The sequence below is a fragment of the Pseudomonas reactans genome (assembly GCF_013387025.1).
In the GTDB taxonomy this organism is placed as follows: domain Bacteria; phylum Pseudomonadota; class Gammaproteobacteria; order Pseudomonadales; family Pseudomonadaceae; genus Aquipseudomonas; species Aquipseudomonas reactans.
Genome location: NZ_JACAQP010000010.1, coordinates 126,670 through 149,272, shown reverse-complemented (window position 1 = coordinate 149,272; position 22,603 = coordinate 126,670). Strand labels below are relative to the sequence as shown.

22 protein-coding genes are annotated in these 22,603 nt (G+C 60.9%); 14 read left to right on the top strand and 8 right to left on the bottom strand.

Features of this window, described 5'->3' with window-relative positions; all coding sequences use genetic code 11:
* Window positions 1-50: 50 nt before the first annotated feature.
* The 13 genes from HX793_RS13085 to pdeM all read left to right on the top strand — a co-directional run bounded on the left by HX793_RS13085 (window position 51) and on the right by pdeM (window position 15,822).
* The gene (locus HX793_RS13085; RefSeq protein ID WP_177096401.1) at window positions 51-1,109 is read left to right on the top strand and encodes a FecCD family ABC transporter permease; all 1,059 of its coding nucleotides are present in this window, start codon (window positions 51-53) and stop codon (window positions 1,107-1,109) included.
* Complete coding sequence (locus HX793_RS13080) at window positions 1,106-1,891, top strand: ABC transporter ATP-binding protein (RefSeq protein WP_177050850.1); 786 nt, start codon at window positions 1,106-1,108, stop codon at window positions 1,889-1,891. The genes HX793_RS13085 and HX793_RS13080 overlap by 4 nt, the downstream gene beginning before the upstream one ends.
* 105 nt (window positions 1,892-1,996) lie before the next feature.
* The gene (locus HX793_RS13075; RefSeq protein WP_095014978.1) at window positions 1,997-2,641 is read left to right on the top strand and encodes a glutathione S-transferase N-terminal domain-containing protein; all 645 of its coding nucleotides are present in this window, start codon (window positions 1,997-1,999) and stop codon (window positions 2,639-2,641) included.
* A 228-nt stretch (window positions 2,642-2,869) separates the two neighbouring features.
* Window positions 2,870-5,311 (top strand): penicillin acylase family protein, encoded by a 2,442-nt coding sequence (locus HX793_RS13070; RefSeq protein WP_177096399.1) that lies wholly within the window; start codon window positions 2,870-2,872, stop codon window positions 5,309-5,311.
* A 170-nt stretch (window positions 5,312-5,481) separates the two neighbouring features.
* Window positions 5,482-6,486, top strand: coding sequence for a ligase-associated DNA damage response exonuclease (locus HX793_RS13065; protein ID WP_177061422.1), 1,005 nt, complete (start codon window positions 5,482-5,484; stop codon window positions 6,484-6,486).
* Window positions 6,483-8,117, top strand: coding sequence for an ATP-dependent DNA ligase (locus tag HX793_RS13060; RefSeq protein WP_177096396.1), 1,635 nt, complete (start codon window positions 6,483-6,485; stop codon window positions 8,115-8,117). Before HX793_RS13065 ends, HX793_RS13060 begins: the two co-directional genes overlap by 4 nt.
* 339 nt (window positions 8,118-8,456) lie before the next feature.
* Window positions 8,457-9,236 (top strand): transporter substrate-binding domain-containing protein, encoded by a 780-nt coding sequence (locus tag HX793_RS13055; protein WP_016975034.1) that lies wholly within the window; start codon window positions 8,457-8,459, stop codon window positions 9,234-9,236.
* Window positions 9,237-9,292: 56 nt separating this feature from the next.
* Window positions 9,293-10,021, top strand: coding sequence for an ABC transporter permease (locus HX793_RS13050; protein WP_177096394.1), 729 nt, complete (start codon window positions 9,293-9,295; stop codon window positions 10,019-10,021).
* Window positions 10,018-10,728, top strand: coding sequence for an ABC transporter permease (locus HX793_RS13045; protein ID WP_028619222.1), 711 nt, complete (start codon window positions 10,018-10,020; stop codon window positions 10,726-10,728). The genes HX793_RS13050 and HX793_RS13045 overlap by 4 nt, the downstream gene beginning before the upstream one ends.
* Before the next feature lie 9 nt (window positions 10,729-10,737).
* The gene (locus tag HX793_RS13040) at window positions 10,738-11,856 is read left to right on the top strand and encodes a succinylglutamate desuccinylase/aspartoacylase family protein (protein WP_177096393.1); all 1,119 of its coding nucleotides are present in this window, start codon (window positions 10,738-10,740) and stop codon (window positions 11,854-11,856) included.
* 13 nt (window positions 11,857-11,869) lie between these two features.
* Window positions 11,870-12,634: an ABC transporter ATP-binding protein gene (locus tag HX793_RS13035; protein ID WP_016976886.1), complete on the top strand. Its 765-nt coding sequence runs from the start codon at window positions 11,870-11,872 to the stop codon at window positions 12,632-12,634.
* A gap of 57 nt (window positions 12,635-12,691) precedes the next feature.
* Window positions 12,692-15,172 carry a ligase-associated DNA damage response DEXH box helicase gene (locus HX793_RS13030; RefSeq protein ID WP_177096391.1) on the top strand — a complete coding sequence of 827 codons (2,481 nt, stop codon included), beginning with the start codon at window positions 12,692-12,694 and terminating at the stop codon, window positions 15,170-15,172.
* A complete protein-coding gene (gene pdeM, locus HX793_RS13025) occupies window positions 15,172-15,822 on the top strand; it encodes a ligase-associated DNA damage response endonuclease PdeM (RefSeq protein WP_177096389.1) in 651 nt (216 codons plus the stop codon). The genes HX793_RS13030 and pdeM overlap by 1 nt, the downstream gene beginning before the upstream one ends.
* A 3-nt stretch (window positions 15,823-15,825) precedes the next feature.
* On the opposite strand, the gene HX793_RS13020 is transcribed toward pdeM, so the two are convergent.
* Window positions 15,826-16,023: a hypothetical protein gene (locus HX793_RS13020; RefSeq protein WP_016976883.1), complete on the bottom strand. Its 198-nt coding sequence runs from the start codon at window positions 16,021-16,023 to the stop codon at window positions 15,826-15,828.
* Between the two features lie 108 nt (window positions 16,024-16,131).
* A complete protein-coding gene (gene dcd, locus HX793_RS13015) occupies window positions 16,132-16,698 on the bottom strand; it encodes a dCTP deaminase (RefSeq protein ID WP_010212421.1) in 567 nt (188 codons plus the stop codon).
* A 389-nt stretch (window positions 16,699-17,087) separates the two neighbouring features.
* Here dcd and HX793_RS13010 point away from each other — a divergent pair, with 389 nt between their 5' ends.
* Window positions 17,088-17,297: a cold-shock protein gene (locus HX793_RS13010; protein ID WP_002554837.1), complete on the top strand. Its 210-nt coding sequence runs from the start codon at window positions 17,088-17,090 to the stop codon at window positions 17,295-17,297.
* A 206-nt stretch (window positions 17,298-17,503) separates the two neighbouring features.
* Here HX793_RS13010 and rpoS read toward each other — a convergent pair whose 3' ends face one another.
* The 6 genes from rpoS to ispF all read right to left on the bottom strand — a co-directional run bounded on the left by rpoS (window position 17,504) and on the right by ispF (window position 22,603).
* Window positions 17,504-18,508, bottom strand: coding sequence for an RNA polymerase sigma factor RpoS (gene rpoS / locus HX793_RS13005; protein WP_016976882.1), 1,005 nt, complete (start codon window positions 18,506-18,508; stop codon window positions 17,504-17,506).
* A 106-nt stretch (window positions 18,509-18,614) separates the two neighbouring features.
* On the bottom strand, window positions 18,615-19,451 hold the full coding sequence (locus HX793_RS13000; protein WP_016976881.1) for a peptidoglycan DD-metalloendopeptidase family protein: 837 nt from the start codon (window positions 19,449-19,451) through the stop codon (window positions 18,615-18,617).
* A gap of 209 nt (window positions 19,452-19,660) precedes the next feature.
* Window positions 19,661-20,296 carry a protein-L-isoaspartate(D-aspartate) O-methyltransferase gene (locus HX793_RS12995; protein WP_010212427.1) on the bottom strand — a complete coding sequence of 212 codons (636 nt, stop codon included), beginning with the start codon at window positions 20,294-20,296 and terminating at the stop codon, window positions 19,661-19,663.
* A 41-nt stretch (window positions 20,297-20,337) separates the two neighbouring features.
* The gene (gene surE / locus HX793_RS12990; protein WP_061435552.1) at window positions 20,338-21,087 is read right to left on the bottom strand and encodes a 5'/3'-nucleotidase SurE; all 750 of its coding nucleotides are present in this window, start codon (window positions 21,085-21,087) and stop codon (window positions 20,338-20,340) included.
* Window positions 21,075-22,133: a tRNA pseudouridine(13) synthase TruD gene (gene truD, locus HX793_RS12985; RefSeq protein WP_177096387.1), complete on the bottom strand. Its 1,059-nt coding sequence runs from the start codon at window positions 22,131-22,133 to the stop codon at window positions 21,075-21,077. Before truD ends, surE begins: the two co-directional genes overlap by 13 nt.
* The gene (gene ispF, locus HX793_RS12980) at window positions 22,130-22,603 is read right to left on the bottom strand and encodes a 2-C-methyl-D-erythritol 2,4-cyclodiphosphate synthase (protein WP_012722614.1); all 474 of its coding nucleotides are present in this window, start codon (window positions 22,601-22,603) and stop codon (window positions 22,130-22,132) included. Before ispF ends, truD begins: the two co-directional genes overlap by 4 nt.

The window sequence follows — 22,603 nt, the reverse complement described above, 5'->3', positions numbered from 1 at the left end:
GCCCGCTCCCACATTTAGATCTTTATTGTTTTCGAAATTGTGTGAGCCCAATGACCACTCAAACCCTCGACCTCGCCAGCGCCACCCACGGCTACCGCCGCCTGCTGGCGCGGCGTACCTGGCTGCTGGGCCTGCTCGGCACTGCGCTGGTGTGCGCGATTCTGGTGGACTTGGCCAGCGGTCCGTCGGGCATGGGCCTGCTGGCGCTGCTTGACGGGATTGTGCACCCGTCGCATCTGAGCGCCACCGACCAGGTGATCATCTGGAACGTGCGTCTCCCCTACGCACTGATGGCGGTGCTGGTGGGCTGCGCGTTGTCGCTGGCCGGGGCCGAGATGCAGGCGATCCTGAACAATCCGCTGGCCAGCCCATTTACCTTGGGCGTGTCGTCGGCGGCGGCGTTGGGTGCGTCCCTGGTGATTGTGTTTCCGGTGACAACCCTGTGGGTGTCGGCCAACACGGCGATTTCCCTCTCGGCCTTTATCTTCGCAGCGGCCTCGGTGTTTTTGCTGCAAGCCATGTCGCGCCTGCGGGGGGCCGGGGTGGAAAGCCTGGTGCTGTTCGGCATTGCCTTGGTGTTCAGTTGCAACGCGGTGGTGGCCTTGCTGCAACTGGTCGCCACCGAAGACGTGCTGCAACAACTGGTGTTCTGGACCCTCGGCAGTGTGACCCGCGCCAACTGGGACAAGCTTGGCATCCTGGCCTTGGTGGTCGCGGTCGTCATGCCGTTTTCCTTTATCGCCGCACCGCGCCTGACCCTGTTGCGCATGGGTGAGGACCGCGCGCAAAGCTTTGGCGTGGACGTGAAGCGGCTGCGGTTTTTCTCGTTGCTGCGCATCAGCCTGTTGTCGGCCACCGCCGTAGCCTTTGTAGGCACCATCGGATTTATCGGCCTGGTTGGTCCGCATATCGCGCGGATCCTGGTGGGCGAAGACCAACGTTTCCTGCTGCCGGCCAGCGCCTTGACCGGCGCGTTGCTGCTTTCGCTGTCGTCGATTGCCAGCAAGTTGATCATGCCCGGCGTGATTGTGCCGGTGGGCATCGTCACCGCGTTGGTGGGCGTGCCGATTTTTGTGGTGCTGGTGTTCAAGCGAGGGAGGCAGTTATGAGCGAAGGTTTGAGTGTACAAAACGCCCAGGTGAGTTACGGGCGCCGGCAGATCGTGCACGACCTGAGCCTGCCTACCCTGCCCCACGGCAGTCTGACCGCCCTGATCGGCCCCAATGGCGCCGGCAAGTCCACCCTCCTGCGCGCTGTGGCCGGGCTGGAAAAGATGCAAGGCGTCGTGCGATTGGGTGACCTTGACCTGTCGGCCATGTCCGTCGCCGAGCGCGCGCGGCGCGTGACCTACATGCCGCAGAACCTGCCGCCAGGCTTGAGCCTCAGCGTGATGGAAAGTGTGATCGCCGCCCTGCGCGTAGCGAATGTCGAGGGCATTCCCTTGTCCAGCGACGCCTGCCTGCGTGAGGCCTTCGACGCCTTGCAGCGCATTGGCATCGCGCATTTGGCTGATCAGTTGCTGAGCACCCTATCCGGCGGCCAACGCCAACTGGTCAGCCTCGCGCAGCTCATCGCGCGTCGCCCGCAGGTGATGCTGCTGGACGAACCCACCAGCGCCCTCGACCTCAATTACCAACTGAAAGTCATGGACTGCGTGCGCGATTTGGTGCGCGAACACAACCTGATTGCCATGGTGGTGCTGCACGACATCAACCTCGCCGCGCGCTTCGCCGACCATATTGCCGTGCTACGCCAGGGCCGCTTGTACGCCAGCGGTGCGGCGGACGATGTGCTCAACCCGCTGTTGTTTGCCGAGGTATATCGGGTGCGGGCGCGCATCGAGCGCTGTTCGCAGCAATCGCTGCAGGTGTTGGTGGATGGGGCTTTTTGATTTGCTTCTAAGGGTATGCGCAAATGTTTCATTGAAATTTCGCACGCCCAACATTACCTATACCTACAGGCATCCGCTCAAGCATCACCACTTTTGGAGAGCTTCATGATCGACCTGTATTACTGGACTACCCCTAACGGTCACAAAGTATCGCTGTTCCTGGAAGAAGCCGGCCTGCCCTACAAGGTGCACCCGATCAACATCGGCCAGGGCGACCAGTTCAAGCCTGACTTCCTGAAGATCGCTCCCAACAACCGTATTCCGGCCATCGTCGATCAGAACCCGACCGACGGCGGCGCGCCGATCTCGCTGTTTGAATCCGGCGCGATCCTGCTGTATCTCGCGGAAAAAACCGGCCAGTTCCTTCCAAAAGACCTGCGCGGTCGCCAGGAAGCGCTGCAATGGCTGTTCTGGCAAATGGGCGGCCTGGGGCCGATGGCGGGTCAGAACCATCACTTCAGCCAGTTTGCACCGGAAAAAATTCCGTATGCGATCAAACGTTATGTGGACGAAACCGCCCGCCTTTACGGCGTGTTGGACCGACGTTTGGCGGACCGTGCATTCGTGGCGGGTGAGGACTACAGCATTGCCGACATGGCGATCTACCCGTGGATTGTTTCCCACAAGTGGCAGAGCCAACGCCTGGAAGATTTCCCACACCTGCACCGCTGGTTCAACAGCATCAAGGAGCGGCCAGCAACAGTGCGGGCGTATGAGCTGGTGCAGAAGGTGAACCCGCCTAAATCCTGAGTTGAAGCCTTGCTCGGTCCAAATGTGGGAGCGGGCTTGCTCGCGAAGGCGATCTGTCAGTCGACATATTCAGTGACTGACACTCCGGCTTCGCGAGCAAGCCCGCTCCCACATTATTCTGTGCAAGACTCAAGATCTAACGGTTAACCCAAACTCCTGCTTGCGTCGTTTCGCCGCGCTCACTAACGTAGCGCCTTTACTGACGCTACCCCCCGCAGGAGCTTTGCCATGGCCTCGCCAGCCCTCTCACATTTTCTTTCCCGGTTCGGCGTTGCCGCGGCAGTGGCCAGTGCTTTAAGCCTGGCCGGTTGCCAGCTCCAGAGCACCCAGGACACCCTGCCCCCGGTCGCCGGCGTGCAGCCGATCAAAGGCCTGGCACAGAATGTGTCCGTGCGCCGTAATGCCCAAGGCATGCCGCTGATCGAAAGCAACACCTTCCATGACGCGCTGTTCAGCCTCGGTTATGTGCACGCCAGTGACCGCATCACGCAGATGGTCACCCTGCGCCTGCTGGCCCAGGGCCGCCTGGCAGAAATGTCCGGCCCCGAGGTGCTGGATGTCGACCGGTTCATGCGTGCGGTCAACCTGAAAAAAAGCGCCGGCGAGCTGTATAACGCGTCAAGCCCGCGCCTCAAGCGTTTCTTCGAAGTGTATGCGCGGGGCGTCAACGCCTACCTGTTCCGCTACCGCGACAAGCTGCCGCCAGAACTGGCCCAGACCGGCTACAAGCCCGAATACTGGAAGCCGGAGGATTCGGCACTGCTGTTCTGCCTGCTGAATTTCAGCGAATCGGCCAACCTGCAGGAAGAAATTGCCTCCCTGGTGCTGGCGCAGAAAGTCGGCGTCGACAAACTCGCCTGGCTCACGCCTAGCGCGCCGGACGAAGCGATCCCGTTGGCCGAGGCCGAGAAGCTCAAGGGTGTGAACCTGGGGCAGATCACCGGTCTGGTCGGGCTGGACGCGGTCAGCCAACAACTGAGCAGCCTCAATTCGCTGGCAGTGACCACCTCAAGTAACTGGGCCATCGGCCCGCAACGCAGCCGTAGCGGTAAGAGCCTGTTGGCAGGCGACCTCGCCGCCCAGCCGCAAGCGCCGTCGCCGTGGAGCTACGTGCAGATCCGTGCACCGAAATACCAGGCCGTGGGCGCCTCGATTGCCGGCTTGCCGACACTGCTGTCCGGCTTCAACGGCAAGGTCGCGTGGAGCATGAGCACGGTCAAGGGCGACACCCAGGACCTGTTCCTGGAAAAGGTCAAACGCCAGGGCAGCGCGTTGTACTACGAGAACAACGGCAAATGGCTACCCGCCGGTGTGCGCAACGAAACCTTCTTCGTCAAAGGCCAACGCTCGATTCGCGAAGTGGTGTACGAAACCCGCCACGGCGCCCTGCTCAACAGCAGTCAGGCGTTGACCACCGGCCTGGGTTTGGCGCTGCAAACCGCCGACTTCAAGGACGACAAGAGCCTGGACGCGTTCTTCGACCTGTCCCGCGCCCAAAACGCGGGCAAGGCCTCGGACGCCACTCGCGAGATACGCGCCATTGCGCTGAACATGATCTTCGCCGACGCCAGCAACATTGGCTGGCAAGTCACCGGGCGCTTCCCCAATCGCCGTGAAGGTGAGGGCCTGCTGCCGTCGCCGGGCTGGGACACACGTTTTGACTGGGACGGTTACGCCGACGCGATGCTGCACCCCTATGACCAGGACCCGGCTCAAGGCTGGATCGGCACCGCCAACCAGCGCACCGCCCCGCGCGGTTATGGCATGCAACTGTCCAACTCCTGGGATGCACCGGAGCGTAGCGAACGTCTGGCGCAACTGGCCAATGCCGGCAAACATGACAGCCGCAGCATGATCGCCATGCAGTACGACCAGACCACGACCTTCGCCGCCAAGCTCAAGACCATGTTCCAGGCGCCAGGCATGGCCCAGCCGCTGAAACAGGCGATTGACGCGCTGCCGGCGACCGAACAGGCCAAGGCACGTGAAGCACTGAGCCGCCTGATGGCCTTTGATGGCCGCTTGGTATCCACCTCCGCCGACGCAGCGATCTATGAACTGTTCCTGCAGGAAAGCACCAAGCAGATCTTCCTCGACGAACTCGGCCCGGAAAACAGTGCCAGTTGGAAGGCGTTTGTCAGCAATGCCAACCTGTCCTACGCCGCCCAGGCCGACCACTTGCTGGGTCGCGAAGACAGCCCATTCTGGGATGACGTGCGCACCCCGCAGAAAGAAGACAAACCAGCGATCCTCGCCCGCAGCCTGGCCGCCGCGATCAGCGCGGGTGAGAGTCAATTGGGTGCCGATCACAAGGCCTGGCAGTGGGGCAAGTTGCATACCACCACCTGGAAAAACACCAATGGCCAGGTGATTCGCGGTCCGCTGGCGTCCGGTGGCGACCACAACACCCTGAACCCGGCGCCGTATAGCTGGGGCCAGGACTTCGCCACCACCCAGGTGCCGGCGCTGCGCATGATCGTCGACTTCGGCCAGGTGGAGCCGATGATGGGCCAGGGTGGCATCGGCCAGTCCGGCAACCCGGCCAGCCCGAACTATGCCAATGGCATCGACCCGTCGCTCAAGGCGCAATACCTGAGCTTCCCGATGCAGCCGCAGAACTTCGAGAAGGTGTATGGGAAAACTCGGTTGACCCTGACGCCGGGCAAGTAACCCGGTTTCACGGCCACAACCCAATCTGTAGGAGCCGGCTTGCCGGCGATGGGGACCTCGCGGACGCCATCGCCGGCAAGCCGGCTCCTACAGGAGGGTGTCGAATCAGATCGAACTTGTGGTGACCGCTTTGCCTCCTACCTGATAAGCCCATCGCCCCCGGCACGCCCATGGACCTTGTCATCGCCCGCCCCGAAGGCCTCTACTGCCCCGCCGGAGATTTCTACATCGACCCGTGGCGCCCGGTGGAACGCTCGGTCATCACCCACGCCCATGGCGACCACGCCCGCACCGGTAACCAACACTACCTGGCGGCGGCTCCCGGTGAAGGCATCCTGCGCTCGCGGCTCGGTCAGGACATCAACTTGCAAACCCTGGCCTACGGCGAGCAACTGATCCACCACGGCGTCACCTTGAGTTTTCACCCGGCCGGGCATGTCTTGGGATCGGCCCAGGTGCGCCTGGAATACAAAGGCGAAGTATGGGTTGCATCCGGTGACTACAAAGTCGAGCCCGATGGCACCTGCGCGCCTTTTGAACCGGTGCGTTGCCACACCTTTATCACCGAGTCCACTTTCGGCCTGCCGATCTACCGCTGGCAGCCCCAGGCGCAGATCTTCGCCGGGATCAACGATTGGTGGCAGGCGAATATCGCTGCCGGCAAGGCCAGCGTGTTGTTCTGTTATTCCTTCGGCAAGGCCCAACGCATCCTGCACGGCATCGACGCCAGCATCGGCCCGATCCTCAGCCATGGCGCGGTCGAACCGTTGAACCGGGTGTACCGCGAGGCCGGCATCTATATTCCTGAAACCCTGTACGCCGGTGACTTCAAGAAAACCGACCCGCTGCTGCGCCAGGCTTTGATCATCGCCCCACCTTCGGCCGGCGGCAGCAGTTGGATCAAACGTTTCGGCGACTACAGCGACGCCTTCGCCAGCGGCTGGATGCGCCTGCGCGGCACCCGACGCAGACGCGGCGTGGATCGGGGTTTTGTACTGTCGGATCACGCCGACTGGCCCGGCCTGCTGTGGGCCATCGAGCAAACCGGCGCCGAGCGGGTGATGGTTACCCACGGGTCTGTCGGCGTATTGGTACGCCATCTGCGGGAAAAAGGCCTGGATGCCCAGGGCTTCACCACTGAATACGGTGACGACGAAGAAGAGGCCAGTGCATGAAGGCCTTTGCCGAGCTGTACGCCAACCTCGACGCCACCACCTCCAGCAACGCCAAGCTGGCCGCGCTACAGGCCTACTTTCTCGATGCCGCGCCGGAAGATGCGGCCTGGGCCGTGTATTTCCTGTCCGGCGGGCGCCCTCGGCAACTGGTTCCGACGCGCCTGCTGCGGGACATGGCCACTGAAGCATCGGGTATCGAGCCGTGGTTGTTTGAAGAAAGCTACCAATCAGTGGGCGATCTGGCAGAAACCATTTCCCTGCTGCTGCCGGAATCGACCTACACCTCGCAGGACGGCCTGGCGGTGTGGCTGGAGGAAAAACTCCTGCCCCTGCGTGGCTTGCCGCCATTGGAATTGGCCGAGCGTCTACCGGCGTTATGGGCGCAACTGGATCAACCCAGCCTGATGGTCTGCATCAAGTTGATCACCGGCAGCTTCCGTGTGGGCGTGTCCAAGCTACTGGTCACCCGCGCCCTCGCCGCGATGGCCGACCTGGACAGTAAGCGCGTGGCGCAGCGACTGGTGGGCTACACCGATCTGTCCAACCGTCCTACGGCCCAAGGCTATCTAAAGCTGATCGCCGCCGAATCGCCCGACGAACATGCACAACGCGGCGGGCAGCCTTATCCATTTTTTCTCGCCCATGGCTTGGCGCAACCGGTGGAGCAATTCAACGATTTGCTGGGCTCCCCCGCCGACTGGCAAGTGGAATGGAAGTGGGATGGCATCCGCGCGCAGTTGGTAAAACGCGACGGCCGCCTGTGGATCTGGTCCCGTGGCGAAGAATTGGTGACTGAGCGTTTCCCCGAACTGCACAGCCTGGTAAGCAGCTTGCCCGACGGCACGGTGATCGACGGCGAAATCGTGGTGTGGAAAGGCGCGGTGCAACCCTTCGCCCTGCTGCAACAGCGGATTGGCCGCAAGACCCTGAGCAAAAAAGTGCTGGAGGACGCCCCGGTTGCGGTGCTGGCCTACGACCTGCTGGAAAACCAGGGCGACGATTGGCGCAACCACACCCAGGCTGAGCGCCGCACGCAGCTTGAACAGGTGATCGCCCAGTGCAACCAGCCGGTATTACGGGCGTCGCCGCTGTTGACCGGCGCGACCTGGGAAGACCTGGCCGAACAACGCGAAGCGTCCCGCAGCCTCGGCGTAGAAGGCATGATGCTCAAGGCCCGCGACAGCCTCTACGGCGTCGGCCGCACCAAGGACATGGGCGTGTGGTGGAAGTGGAAGGTCGACCCGTTCAGCGTCGACGCGGTGTTGATTTACGCCCAACGCGGCCACGGCCGACGCGCCAGCCTATACAGCGACTATACCTTCGCCGTGTGGGACGGCCCGGCCAGCAGCGAACGCACGCTGGTGCCGTTTGCCAAGGCCTACTCCGGCCTGACCGACGAAGAAATGCGCAAGGTCGACGCGATTGTGCGCAAGACCACCGTGGAAAAGTTCGGCCCGGTCAGCAGCGTGACCCCGAGCATGGTGTTTGAACTGGGGTTCGAAGGCATTGCCCTGTCCAAGCGGCACAAGAGTGGGATTGCGGTGCGGTTTCCACGGATGTTGCGTTGGCGGCAGGATAAAACCGTGGAAGACGCTGACAACCTTGCCACCCTGCAAGACCTTCTGACCTGATTCCTGGTTAAAAATGGCACAAATCCTTGTGGGAGCTGGCTTGCCTGCGATGGCGGCGTGTCAGTGAAAAATGAATTCTCTGATCCACCGCCATCGCAGGCAAGCCAGCTCCCACATTATTGATCTGCGCCAGAACCAAATTGGTGCACTGTTTTTTGCGCGCCCATTTTCGGGCATCTCCTACACTCAGCTCTCCCTTCTCCCACCTTTTAAAACGACCTTTCGGAACTACATTCGGAACTATGGTGCAGAAATTGCTACTTGTGATCCGTCTGACACCGTTCAGTAACAGTCCTAAACGCGCCACAAGCGCTTATCTTGGTTTCCAGGGATTACATAATGAAAAAAGCATTGCTGACCCTTTCTGCGCTGGCCCTGTGCATGGCTGCCGGTACCGCGCTGGCCAAGGAATACAAGGAACTGCGTTTTGGTGTCGATCCGTCCTACGCGCCGTTCGAATCCAAGGCTGCCGACGGCAGCCTGGTGGGCTTCGATATCGACCTGGGCAATGCGATCTGCGCCGAGCTGAAAGTGAAGTGCAAGTGGGTTGAAAGTGACTTCGACGGCATGATTCCAGGCCTCAAAGCCAACAAGTTCGACGGCGTGATTTCATCCATGACCGTGACCCCGGTGCGTGAAAAGGCCATCGACTTCTCCAGCGAACTGTTCTCCGGCCCCACCTCGCTGGTGTTCAAGAAAGGCGCGGGCTACTCGACGCCAGAGTCCCTCAAGGGCAAATCCGTGGGCTACGAGCAAGGCACCATCCAGGAAGCCTACGCCAAGGCCGTATTGGATAAAGCCGGTGTGACCACCAAGGCCTACGCCAACCAGGACCAGGTGTACGCCGACCTGACCTCCGGCCGTCTCGACGCGTCCGTGCAGGACATGTTGCAAGCCGAACTGGGTTTCCTGAAGTCGCCGGCCGGTGCCGGTTATGAAGTCAGCGCAGCCATCGACGACCCGTTGCTGCCGTCGAAAACCGCCGTCGGTATCAAAAAAGGTAACACTGAACTGAAGGCGCTTTTGGATAAAGGTATCAAAGCGTTACACGATGATGGCACCTACGCCACCATCCAGAAGAAACACTTTGGCGATCTGAACCTGTACAGCGGCAAATAATGCCTGGAGCGCCCTTCCCAAGAGGGGCGCTTTTTTATCGCCATAGGTCCTGATTTATGTTCGAAGAATTGTTGCAAACCCTCGGGTTGAGTGCGCTCAGCCTGAAGGGTTTCGGCCCGCTGTTGCTGCAAGGCACCTGGATGACCATCAAGTTGTCGGTGCTGTCCCTGGCCGTCAGCGTGTTGCTGGGCCTGCTCGGCGCCAGCGCCAAACTCTCCAGCCTGCCCTTCCTGCGCATTCCCGCCCAGTTCTACACCACATTGATTCGCGGCGTGCCCGACCTGGTGCTGATGTTGCTGATTTTCTACAGCCTGCAAACCTGGCTGACCGGTTTGACCGATTTCATGGAGTGGGAATACATCGAGATCGACCCCTTCAGCGCCGGGGTGATCACCCTCGGTTTCATCTACGGTGCGTACTTCACCGAGACGTTTCGCGGCGCGATCCTCGCCGTGCCCCGTGGCCAACTGGAAGCCGCCACGGCCTACGGCCTCAAGCGTGGCCAGCGGTTTCGCTACGTGACCTTCCCGCAGATGATGCGCTTTGCCCTGCCGGGGATCGGCAATAACTGGATGGTGATGCTCAAGGCCACGGCGCTGGTGTCGATCATCGGCCTGGCCGACCTGGTCAAGGCCGCCCAGGATGCCGGCAAGAGCACCTATCAGTTGTTTTACTTTTTGGTACTCGCGGCATTGATCTACCTGTTGATCACCAGCGCGTCCAACTTCGTCTTGCGCCGCCTTGAACGTCGCTACTCCGCTGGTGCCCGGGAGGCCGTGCGATGATCGAACTCTTGCAGGAATACTGGCGCCCTTTCCTTTATAGCGACGGCCAACACATCACCGGCCTGGCCATGACGATGTGGTTGCTCACTGCCGCGCTGGTCATCGGCTTTCTGGTGTCGATCCCGTTGTCCATCGCCCGTGTGTCGCGCAAGCGCCTGGTGCGTTGGCCGGTGCAGTTCTACACCTACCTGTTCCGGGGCACGCCGCTCTATATCCAACTGTTGATCTGCTACACCGGCATCTACAGCCTCGCCGCCGTGCGCGAACAACCGTTGCTGGATGCGTTCTTTCGCGATGCGATGAACTGCACCATCCTGGCCTTCGCCCTCAACACCTGCGCGTACACCACGGAGATTTTCGCCGGGGCGATCCGCAGCATGGCCCATGGTGAAGTCGAAGCGGCCAAGGCCTACGGCTTGAGCGGCTGGAAGCTGTACGCCTATGTGATCATGCCGTCGGCGTTGCGTCGTTCGCTGCCCTACTACAGCAATGAAGTGATCCTGATGCTGCACTCGACCACGGTGGCCTTCACCGCGACGATCCCCGACATCCTCAAAGTGGCGCGGGATGCCAACTCGGCCACTTTCATGACCTTTCAATCATTCGGTATCGCTGCGCTGATCTACCTGACTGTGACCTTTGCCCTGGTCGGTCTGTTTCGCTTGGCGGAGCGTCGTTGGCTGGCCTTCCTCGGGCCGAGTCATTAAGGAGTTTTTATGCGTCATCAGGTTCATGAACTGATCGCGCCGGTGCCAGGGACGGCACGGCAGATTCACAGTTTTCACTTCGGCCCGGAGCAGGCTGAAGGCAAGATCTACATCCAGTCGTCGCTGCATGCCGATGAACTGCCGGGCATGCTGGTGGCTTGGCACCTGAAGGTGCGGCTGGCTGAACTGGCGGCAGCCGGTCGCCTGCTCAGCGAGATTGTGCTGGTGCCCATCGCCAATCCGGTGGGCCTGGAACAGGTATTGATGGATATCCCGCTGGGCCGCTACGAGCTGGAAAGCGGGCAGAACTTCAATCGCCTGTTTGTCGACCTCAGCGAGGCGGTGGGTAATCAAGTCGAGGAGCTGCTTGGGGACGATCCCCAGCACAACGTCGAGTTGATCCGCGCCGCGCTGTCTACCGCCCTCGCTGCGCAAAGCGCTGAGACCCAACTGCAATCCCAGCGCCTGGTGCTGCAACGCCTGGCGTGCGATGCCGACATGGTGCTGGACCTGCATTGCGACTTTGAAGCCGTGGCGCACCTGTACACCACACCCGAGGCCTGGCCGCAGGTGGAACCGTTGGCGCGTTACATCGGCTCGGAGGCCAATCTGCTGGCGACCGACTCCGGCGGGCAATCCTTCGATGAGTGTTTCACCCTGGTGTGGTGGCAATTGCAGCAACGCTTCGGCGAGCACTTCCCCATCCCCATGGGCAGTTTTTCGGTGACCGTCGAACTGCGTGGGCAAGGTGACGTCAACCACGGCCTGGCCGCCCTCGACTGCCAAGCGATCATCGATTACCTGATTCACTTCGGCGCCATTGCCGGGGAAGCCGCACCACTGCCCGACCTGCCCTACCCGGCCACACCGCTGGCAGGCGTAGAGCCGGTGGCGACGCCCATGGGCGGCCTGCTGGTGTTCAGTGCCATGCCCGGTGAATACCTGGAAGCTGGACAACTGATCGCCGAAATCATCGACCCCATTTCTGACCGCGTAACGCCCGTGCATTGCCGCAATGCCGGCCTGCTTTACGCCCGTTCGCTGCGCCGCATGGCCACTGCCGGGATGGTCATCGCCCATGTCGCAGGCTTAGAGGCCTACCGCAGCGGCTACCTACTTTCGCCTTGAGGATGCACGCCCCATGTACAAATTGACCGTTGAAGGCCTGCATAAAAGCTATGGCGACAATGAGGTGCTCAAAGGTGTTTCGCTCAAGGCCAAGACTGGTGACGTGATCAGCCTGATCGGCGCCAGCGGCTCGGGCAAGAGCACCTTTTTGCGCTGTATCAACTTCCTGGAAACCCCCAACGACGGCGCCATGACCCTCGACGGCCAGCCGATCCGCATGGTCAGCGACCGCCACGGCATGCGCGTGGCCGACGACGCCGAATTACAGCGCCTGCGCACGCGTCTGGCGATGGTGTTCCAGCATTTCAACCTGTGGAGCCACATGAGCGTGCTGGAGAACATCACCATGGCCCCACGCCGGGTGCTGGGCTGCAGCAAGAAGGACGCCGAGGACCGTGCTCGTCGTTATCTGGATAAAGTCGGCCTCCCTGCACGCGTGGCCGATCAGTACCCGGCGTTCCTCTCCGGCGGCCAGCAACAGCGCGTCGCCATCGCCCGCGCCCTGGCCATGGAGCCGGAGGTGATGTTGTTCGACGAACCCACCTCGGCCCTCGACCCGGAGCTGGTGGGCGAAGTGTTGAAGGTGATCCAGGGTTTGGCCGAGGAAGGCCGCACCATGATCATGGTGACCCACGAAATGAGCTTTGCACGCAAGGTGTCGAGCCAGGTGTTGTTCCTGCACCAGGGCCTGGTGGAAGAGCAAGGCGCGCCGGAAGACGTGCTGGGCAATCCGAAGAGCGAGCGTTTGCAGCAGTTTTTGAGTGGCAATTTGAAGTAAACCTTTGGCCGCTCTGGAGGGTCTGTGGAATAGGCCTTCCAGAGTGTCAGCCGCCCCATGGCAAAACCCACCGATTTCGCCAAACACTGGTTTGCCGCCAAAGGCTGGAAGCCGTTTGCCTTCCAGAAAGAGGTGTGGGCGGCGGTCAAGAGCGGCCAATCGGGGCTGCTGCATGCCAGCACCGGTGCGGGTAAAACCTATGCGCTGTGGTTCGCCGCCCTCAATCGCTTCGCCATCACTCGCCCACCTGTAACCGCTAAACGCAAACCGCCCGCTGAGCCGCTGACGGTGCTGTGGATCACGCCCATGCGCGCGCTGGCCGCCGACACCGCCCGCGCCCTTGAAGCCCCGCTTGAGGCGTTGCAGATTCCCTGGAGCGTCGGCCTGCGCACCGGTGACACCAGCAACAGCGAGCGCGCCCGCCAGACCCGCCGCCAGCCCACCGCACTGGTCACCACCCCGGAAAGCCTGACGCTGATGCTGGCGCGTGCCGACAGCGAAGTGAGCCTGGCGCACCTGCGCATGGTGGTGGTGGATGAATGGCATGAGTTGATCGGCAACAAGCGCGGCGTGCAGTTGCAACTGGCCTTGGCACGCCTGCGGCGCTGGCATCCCGAATTGATGGTGTGGGGGATTTCGGCGACCTTGGGTAACCAATCCCATGCACTGGAGGTGTTGGTTCCACAAGGCGACGGGATCAATGTGCAGGGGCAGACGCCTAAACAGTTGGTCATCGACACCTTATTGCCCCCCGTGACCGAACGCTTTCCGTGGGCCGGGCATATTGGTTTGAAGATGCTGCCCCAGGTGGTGGCGGAAGTGGACGCCAGCAGCAGTTGCCTGGTATTTACCAATACGCGGGCGCAGTCGGAGATTTGGTTCCAGGCATTGCTGGACGCCCGCCCCGATTGGGCTGGGGTGATTGCGCTGCACCATGGTTCGCTGTCCCGAGAGACCCGTGACTGGGTCGAACGGGCCTTGAAAGACGGCCAGCTCAAAGCGGTGGTGTGCACCTCAAGCCTGGACCTGGGGGTGGACTTCCTGCCAGTGGAGCGGGTGTTGCAGATCGGTTCGGCCAAAGGCGTGGCGCGTTTGATGCAACGCGCCGGCCGCTCGGGGCATGCGCCGGGACGGCCGTCGCGGGTGACGCTGGTGCCGACCCACAGCCTTGAGCTGGTAGAAGCGGCCGCTGCCCAGGATGCGATTGCACAACGGCGTATCGAAGCGCGGGAATCGCCGTACAAGCCCTTGGATGTACTCGTACAGCACTTGGTCAGCATGGCATTGGGGGGTGGCTTCACGCCCGAGGCCTTGCTGACGGAAGTGCGCGGCGCCTGGGCCTACCACGACCTGACGGATGAAGACTGGGCCTGGGCCCTGGGTTTCGTGCGCCATGGTGGGCTGTCGCTGACCGCCTATCCGGATTATCGCCGGGTGGAACCGGACGAAGACGGCATCTGGCGTGTCCCGGATGCCCGACTGGCGCGGCGCCATCGAATGAGCGTGGGCACCATCGTCAGTGATGCGAGCATCCACTTGAAATTCTGGAGCAAGGGCGGTGGCGGCAAGAACCTGGGCAGTGTCGAGGAGGGATTTATTGCGCGGCTAAAGCCGGGAGATGGCTTCCTGTTCGCCGGCCGCCTGCTGGAGTTGGTGCGCGTGGAAAACATGACCGCCTATGTACGTCGCAGCACGGCCAAGAAAGCCGCCGTGCCGCGCTGGAATGGCGGGCGCATGCCGCTTTCCAATGAGCTGGCGCAAGCGGTGGTGGAACGCTTTGACGCAGCGGCCCATGGCCGCTTCGAGGGGCCGGAGATGCAAGCGGTGCAACCTTTGTTGCAGACACAGTTGCGCTGGTCTGGCTTGCCGACGCGCGAGCATCTGCTGGCAGAGGTGCTGAAGTCACGGGAAGGCTGGCACCTGTTCCTCTATCCCTTTGCCGGGCGCCAAGTGCACCTGGGTTTGGCGAGCCTGCTGGCGTGGCGTGTGAGTCAACAGCAGGCGGTGACATTTTCGATCGCAGTCAATGATTACGGGCTGGAGTTATTGAGTGCCACTGCAGTGGATTGGCCGGCATTGCTGAATGATGCGCTACTGAGCCCTGAACATTTGCGGGAAGACGTGGCGGCCAGCCTGAATGCCGGGGAGCTGGCCCTGCGCCGCTTCCGTGAGATCGCTCGGATTGCCGGGCTGGTGTTTGCCGGCTATCCGGGCGCACCAAAAAGTACGCGGCAAGTGCAGGCCTCCAGCGGTTTGTTCTTTGAGGTGTTCAAGCAGTACGACCCGCAGAATCTGTTGCTGACTCAGGCAGGCGAAGAAGTCTTACGCGATGAGCTGGACATTCGTCGGCTGGAAGAGACGTTGCGCCATCTTTGCGCGCTGAAACTGGACTTGCATCCGATCGAACGACCTACGCCCCTGGCCTTCCCATTGCTAGTTGAACGGATGCGCGAAAGCCTGAGTTCGGAAAAACCCTCGGAACGCATCGCACGCATGGTCAAGGACCTGGAAAAAGTCGCGGATAACGGGAAGCGCTGATGGTGTGCACGGTGAGGCTGGAGGGTGAAGAGCTGTGGTTACTGGCGGACAAGGCGGTCTACTGGCCTGCACGCCAATGCCTGATGATCGCCGATGCGCATTTCGGCAAAGCCTCGGCGTATCGCAGCCTGGGGCAACCAGTGCCGCAAGGCACCACCACCGAGAACTTGCAGCGCCTGGACCGGCTGCTCTCAACGCTACCCTGCACTCAGGTGATCTTTCTCGGCGATTTCCTGCACGGCCCGGGATCGCACGCCAGTGGCACGCTGGGCGCTTTGAGAAGCTGGCGAGCGCTTAACCCGGATCTGACCATGACCTTGATTCGCGGCAATCACGATAAACGCGCGGGCGACCCGCCCGAGGACTTGAGGATGGACGTGGTCACGGAGCCGCTGCTGATAGGCCCTTTCGCCTTGCAGCACGAACCTGACGCCCATCCCAGCCACCACGTGCTGGCGGGGCATGTGCATCCGGTGTATCGGTTGCGCGGCAAGGGACGACAGAGCTTAAGGCTGCCGTGTTTTGTGATCGGTGACCGAGTCAGCCTGCTGCCGGCGTTCGGCGCATTTACCGGCGGGCATAGGGTGGAGCAGGACAATGACCGCCGAATCTACGTGATTGGCGATCATGACGTCTGGCCGGTGGGCTAGGGATCAGGCAACCGGCGCGGGTGGCGGCTCGTCCGGCAAGGTCGGCTCACCCGGTTCGGTCGGTTGTGGGTAATCCGGCTCGGGTTGGCCGGGGATGCCGCCCGCATAAGCAGGATCGGCCATCAGGGACCAGGCCAGAACGCCAATCTGATTGGGTTCAAGCCGGGCAAGTTCTGCGCTTATTCGCGGGTCGAGCTTCATAAAGTACTCCTCAAGCGTGGCCCGGCGCGTTTTACACGCGCCGGGGCAGTACACCTAGATAGAGTCACTTTATGCAGACTAATTCCCTTTACGCGTAGGAGCTTTCGATCAAGCGCGTGGGAGAGTTACGCCGCGCTGGCCCTGATACTTGCCTGCACGGTCCTTGTAGGACACTTCACAGGCCTCGTCGGACTGCAGGAACAGCATCTGCGCCACGCCTTCGTTGGCGTAGATTTTCGCCGGCAGCGTGGTGGTGTTGGAGAACTCCAGGGTCACGTGGCCTTCCCACTCGGGTTCAAGCGGTGTCACGTTGACGATGATGCCGCAACGCGCGTAGGTGCTTTTACCCAGGCAGATGGTCAGCACATCGCGGGGAATGCGGAAGAACTCCACGGTACGCGCCAGGGCGAAGGAGTTCGGCGGAATGATGCACACGTCGCTCTTGACGTCGACGAAGCTCTTTTCGTCGAAATTCTTTGGGTCGACGATCGCCGAATTGATGTTGGTGAACACCTTGAATTCATCGGCACAGCGCACGTCGTAGCCGTAGCTGGAGACGCCGTAGGAAATCACCGGCGCATCGCCCTGGCCACGGATCTGGCGCTCGACGAACGGTTCGATCATGCCGTGTTCCTGCGCCATGCGGCGAATCCACTTGTCCGATTTGATGCTCATGGCGGGTGTCCTGAATAGCGAGGTGGAAAAATTCTGTGGGGCATCTTACCGGGGCTGGCGTTGGGGTTCAAAGGCCGCGGGGCTTTTCTTGACGAATGTGCCTGCTCCTATAAGCCGCAGCCTGTGGGGCCGGGACCTGTGTTGGCATGCCCGGTGAGCGGAAATACCACCGCCAGTCACGAATTTGGAGAAACCTTCGGAAATATCATTGGCACGTCCCGGAAAAAGGGTTAAGGTGGCGCCACTGTGCTGCTTGTGTCACTGAGAATCTCTACACGATATGTTGAATTTCGATCCAACCATCTCCAAGAATTTTTCCTGCTCTTTGCACTCAGTCTCGGCCAGGGCTTTTCCTGAGTCGCAGTTAACTTTGTCCAAGGAGATACACCATGTCTAATCGCCAAACTGGTACCGTTAAGTGGTTCAACGATGAAAAAGGCTTCGGCTTCATCACTCCACAATCCGGTGACGACCTGTTCGTTCACTTCAAAGCTATCCAATCCGACGGCTTCAAAAGCCTGAAAGAAGGCCAACAGGTTTCTTTCATCGCTACCCGCGGTCAGAAAGGCATGCAAGCTGAAGAAGTTCAAGTTATCTAACTTGTACTGACTTAGTCGAAAAGACCCCGCCCTTAAAAGCGGGGTTTTTTTATGCCTGGGATTTGATACTGCCACCGATGTAGTCGCCGGGCACAAAAAATGTGGGAGCGGGCTTGCTCGCGAAGGCGGTGGATCAGCCAGTACATCTGTCGACTGACACTCCGCATTCGCGAGCAAGCCCGCTCCCACACTTTGTCCTACGCCGCTTACTGAAACAACGACTCACTCGACAAGCCATTCTTCTCCAGGATCTCACGCAAGCGCTTGAGCCCTTCCACCTGGATCTGCCGCACCCGCTCACGGGTCAGACCGATCTCCAGGCCTACGTCCTCCAGGGTGCTGCTCTCATGGCCGCGCAAGCCGAAGCGGCGAATCACCACCTCACGCTGCTTGTCCGTGAGCTCCGACAACCACTGGTCAATGCTTTGGGAAAGATCATCGTCCTGCAACAGCTCGCAAGGATCGGTAGGACGATCATCCGTCAGGGTGTCCAGCAGGGTTTTATCCGAATCCGGACCCAGCGAGACATCGACCGAAGACACGCGTTCATTGAGACCGAGCATACGCTTGACCTCCCCTACCGGTTTTTCCAGCAGGTTGGCGATTTCTTCGGGCGAAGGTTCATGATCGAGTTTTTGGGTAAGCTCACGCGCCGCCCGCAGGTAGACGTTGAGCTCCTTGACCACATGGATCGGCAACCGGATCGTGCGGGTCTGATTCATGATCGCCCGTTCGATGGTCTGGCGAATCCACCAAGTGGCATAGGTCGAAAAGCGGAAGCCCCGCTCGGGGTCGAACTTCTCCACAGCCCGGATCAGGCCCAGGTTGCCTTCCTCGATCAGGTCCAACAGGGACAGCCCACGATTGACGTAGCGTCGGGCGATTTTCACCACCAGGCGCAGGTTGCTTTCAATCATGCGCTTGCGCCCAGCCGGATCGCCCTTTTGCGACAAGCGCGCAAAATGGACTTCTTCTTCGGGGGTAAGCAGAGGGGAAAAGCCGATTTCATTGAGGTACAGCTGGGTCGCATCGAGCGCCCGCGTGTAGTCAATGTACTTGTGTTGCTTTAACGCGGTGGAGTTCTTGGACTTGGTGCGAACTGAAGGTACAGCAGGTCCCTCATTCGACATCGATTCCGTATCGATACCGGTCTCCATAAGGAGAACCTCATCGTCGATGTCAAACTCCGGCGCTTCTTTACTGAGAGCCATTGTTATAGTCCTTTGGTGAGTTCGACCTCAAGCTCAAGCGGCGCCTTTATCCTTGGCAACGCTGGAGCCTGTTCCTTCTACGTGAGGGAACAGGCTGTGCAACACATCAACGACGGGGTAGGAATTGCAGCGGATCTACAGGTTTCCCTTGGCGGCGAATCTCAAAGTGCAGTTTCACCCGGTCTGTACCAGTTGACCCCATTTCGGCAATTGTCTGTCCGACTTTGACCTGCTGCCCCTCCCGAACCAACAGCCTACGGTTATGGCCGTAAGCACTGACGTAGGTATCGCTGTGTTTGATGATGACCAGCTCGCCGTAGCCCCGTAAACCACTCCCGGCGTACACCACTGTCCCATCAGACGCAGCTAAAACAGGCTGTCCCAAATCTCCGGCGATATCAATGCCTTTATTCAAACTACCGTTTGAAGAGAATTTTCCAATCAACACTCCGTTTGAGGGCCATCCCCAACCGGTCGGCGCAGGCCCTGCAGGTGGCAACGGCGCGGGTGCCGGCTTGGTCGCAGGGGCCGGTGTGGCGGTGCCTGCAGGCCGGGTGATGATGGTGGTTTTGCTCGAAGACGACGGTGAAGATCCAGTGTTTGTCACAACTGCCGTAGGCGTTGAACCGGTGCGTCCGTCGAAGCGAATCGTCTGACCCGGATGTATCGTGTATGGCACAGGAATATTGTTACGAGCTGCGAGCGCCTTGTAATCCCAGCCATAACGGAAGGCGATCGAGAACATCGTATCGCCCTTGCGCACCACGTATTGCCCGGTGGTCACCGTCGGTTTCTGGGGGGCGGCGTTATTACGGTCAACCACCCGCGCGCCGCTGCTTGGCGAGCTGGAACACCCGACCAACACGGAACTGAAGACGAGGCCAAGCACCAGTCGATGAAAGCTTGTTTTACTCATACGCTGCGCAAGACCTGTGAGACTCACCCGCCGCTCCCTTTGTGGTGGCTGAACATGAATGCCTGTATCAGGCTTGAAATATGACGCAAGTATAACTGGGCATTGGCTTTTTACCGGCACACGACTGAAACGAAAAATTCATCGTGTTTAAAGCCGACGCCCGATCATGTTGACTCGATAGACCCCGCCGTAAGACACATCCTCGCCAACAGAATTCACTGCCCGCGAACAAATGATCAGGCCAGCGGGCCATTGAGCAGTGGCACGAAGCGCACGGCGCCGAGTACATGCCGGGAAAAGCCTTCTTCCTCACGGATAATGAGCATCAATTGTTGCACTTCACCGGAGCCCACCGGAATGACCAGCCGCCCGCCTGGAGCAAGTTGATCGAGCAACGCCTGGGGCACATCAGTGGCCACGGCGGTGACGATAATGCCGTTGTACGGCGCCAGCGCCGGCCAGCCTTCCCAGCCATCCCCCCAGCGAAACACCACGTTGCGCAGGTTCAACTCGACCAGTCGTTCCTTGGCACGGTCTTGCAACACCTTGATGCGCTCGACCGAGAACACCCGCTCCACCAGTTGCGCCAGCACGGCAGTCTGGTAGCCGGAGCCGGTGCCGATCTCCAGCACCTTGTCCAAAGGCCCCGCCGCCAACAGCAGCTCGCTCATGCGCGCCACCATATACGGCTGGGAGATGGTCTGGTTGTGGCCGATGGGTAGCGCGGTGTCTTCGTAGGCTCGGTGGGCCAGGGCTTCATCGACAAACAGATGCCGAGGCGTGCGCCGGATCACTTCCAGCACCTGAGCGTTGGACAACCCCTCTTCGTACAAGCGTTGGATCAAGCGTTCGCGGGTACGCTGGGACGTCATCCCGATCCCCCGGCGCAGCAAGTCGTCTTGTTCACGGCCCATCAGCGCAGCCCCTCCAGCCAGCCATCGAGACCACTGAAGGCATCACTGAAGGTGCGATCAAATTGCAACGGGGTAATCGACACATAGCCTTGCATCACGGCATGAAAGTCCGTGCCTTCACCGCCATCTTCCGCATCACCCGCTGCCGCAATCCAATAGCCTTCCTTGCCACGCGGGTCGACCACCTTCAACGGCGCCGCCGCACGGGCACGGTGGCCCAGGCGCGTCAGCTGGATGCCGCGAATATGGTCGAGGGGCAAGTTGGGAATATTGACGTTGAGCACCGTGCGCGGTGGCAAGTTCAGGGAGCCATGGGCCTCCACCAGCTTGCGCGCGAAATACGCAGCGGTCGGCAAGTTATCCAGTTGGCGCGAAGCAAACGAAAAGGCGAACGCCGTACGCCCCAGGAAGCGACCTTCGAGCGCCGCCGCCACCGTGCCGGAATACAGCACGTCATCGCCCAGGTTGGCACCGAGGTTGATACCCGATACCACCAGGTCCGGCTCCTGATCAAGCAGGCTGTTGATCGCCAAATGGACGCAATCGGTAGGGGTGCCGTTCACACTGATAAAGCCATTGGCCAGGACGTGCGGGTGCAGCGGACGGTCGAGCGTCAGCGAACTGCTGGCGCCGCTCTTGTCCTGGTCGGGGGCGACCACCACGCACTCGGCGTAATCTTCCAGCGCAGCATAGAGCGCGGCAAGACCGGGTGCGGTGGCACCGTCATCGTTTGATATCAGAATACGCATGGGTTGTCCGTCTGCCCCACCGGCACCAGATCAACAAGCTCGCGCACCAAGACAGTGGCGAAGCATCCGGCCGGCAGGACGAATTCCAATTGCAGAATGTCCAGCGACGGATAATGCCACGTCAAACCGCCAATGGGCAGTCGCAGAATGCGACGTTCCTGGCTCATGCCGGCATTCACCAGCCAATCACGCAAGTCGGCTTCACCGGCGGCGACCGCCTGTTCAAGCTCAAAAGTTGCCCCCATGGCAGGCGAATCGCCTTTGCCCCACTGCGGCCCGGTCGGGTGCAGGTCCAGGATCGCCAGGCGTGGGTCGCTGCATTCAGCCTCCCCCGCCGGGAAAAAACTGCGGCTGTCGGTAAACGCCAGCAAGTCGCCGACCTGGGCGCGCTGCCACGAACCATCGGCCACACGCGCTGCCAACACTTTGTTGAACAGGAAGCTGCGCGCCGTGGAGAGCAACCGCGATCGCACGTTGCGCTGTTCCGGCAAAGCCTTGCGCGCGGCCCATTCACGGGCGTCGACCACGTTGCCGCCGTTGTGACCAAAACGCTGCGCGCCGAAGTAGTTGGGGATGCCGTGTTGTGCAATCAGTTGCAACCGCGCGTCGATGGCAGCCGTGTCCCCGGCTAACTGAGTCAGGCGCAAGGTAAAACCATTGGCTGAGTGCGCACCGCGTTGCAGCTTGCGCTTGTGGCGGGCGGTCTTGAGGATCGTGAGGGTGTCGTTCTCCGCTGCGCTCATGTCCGGGTCTGCCTTGCCGGGCAGTTGCACGCTGAACCATTGTCGCGTCAACGCCTGGCGATCCTTGAGCCCGGCATAGCTGACTGTGCGCAACGGCACGCCCGCCGCCTTGGCAATTCGCCGCGCCGCTTCTTCGGTGTTGAGCCCGCGTTTTTCCACCCACAGCCACAGGTGTTCACCTTCGCCGGTCAGCGGGATATCCAGCACTTCGTCGACCTGGAAATCTTCAGCCGTCGCTTTCAGTACCGCGCTGCCCAAGGCCTCGCCATAGGCCCGTGGCCCCAACAGTTGCACGTCATTCATGCGCGCAGCAACAAGGCAACGGAGTGCACCGCAATGCCCTCTTCCCGACCGGTGAAGCCGAGCTTTTCGGTGGTGGTGGCTTTCACGTTCACTTGATCCAGTTCAATTTGCAGGTCGGCGGCAATCAGCGCGCGCATCGACTCGATATGGGGGGCCATCTTCGGCGCCTGGGCCACGATGGTGTTGTCGACGTTGCCGACCTTCCAGCCTTTGGCATGGATCAGGCCAACCACATGACGCAGCAGTACACGGCTGTCCGCGCCCTTGAAGGTCGGGTCGGTGTCCGGAAAGTGCTTGCCGATATCGCCCAGCGCCGCCGCGCCAAGCAAGGCATCGCTCAAGGCATGCAACACAACGTCGCCGTCGGAATGAGCCAGCAACCCATGGTGGTGTGCAATGCGCACGCCGCCCAGGGTGATGAAATCGCCTTCAGCGAAACGGTGCACATCGTAGCCGTGGCCAATACGCAT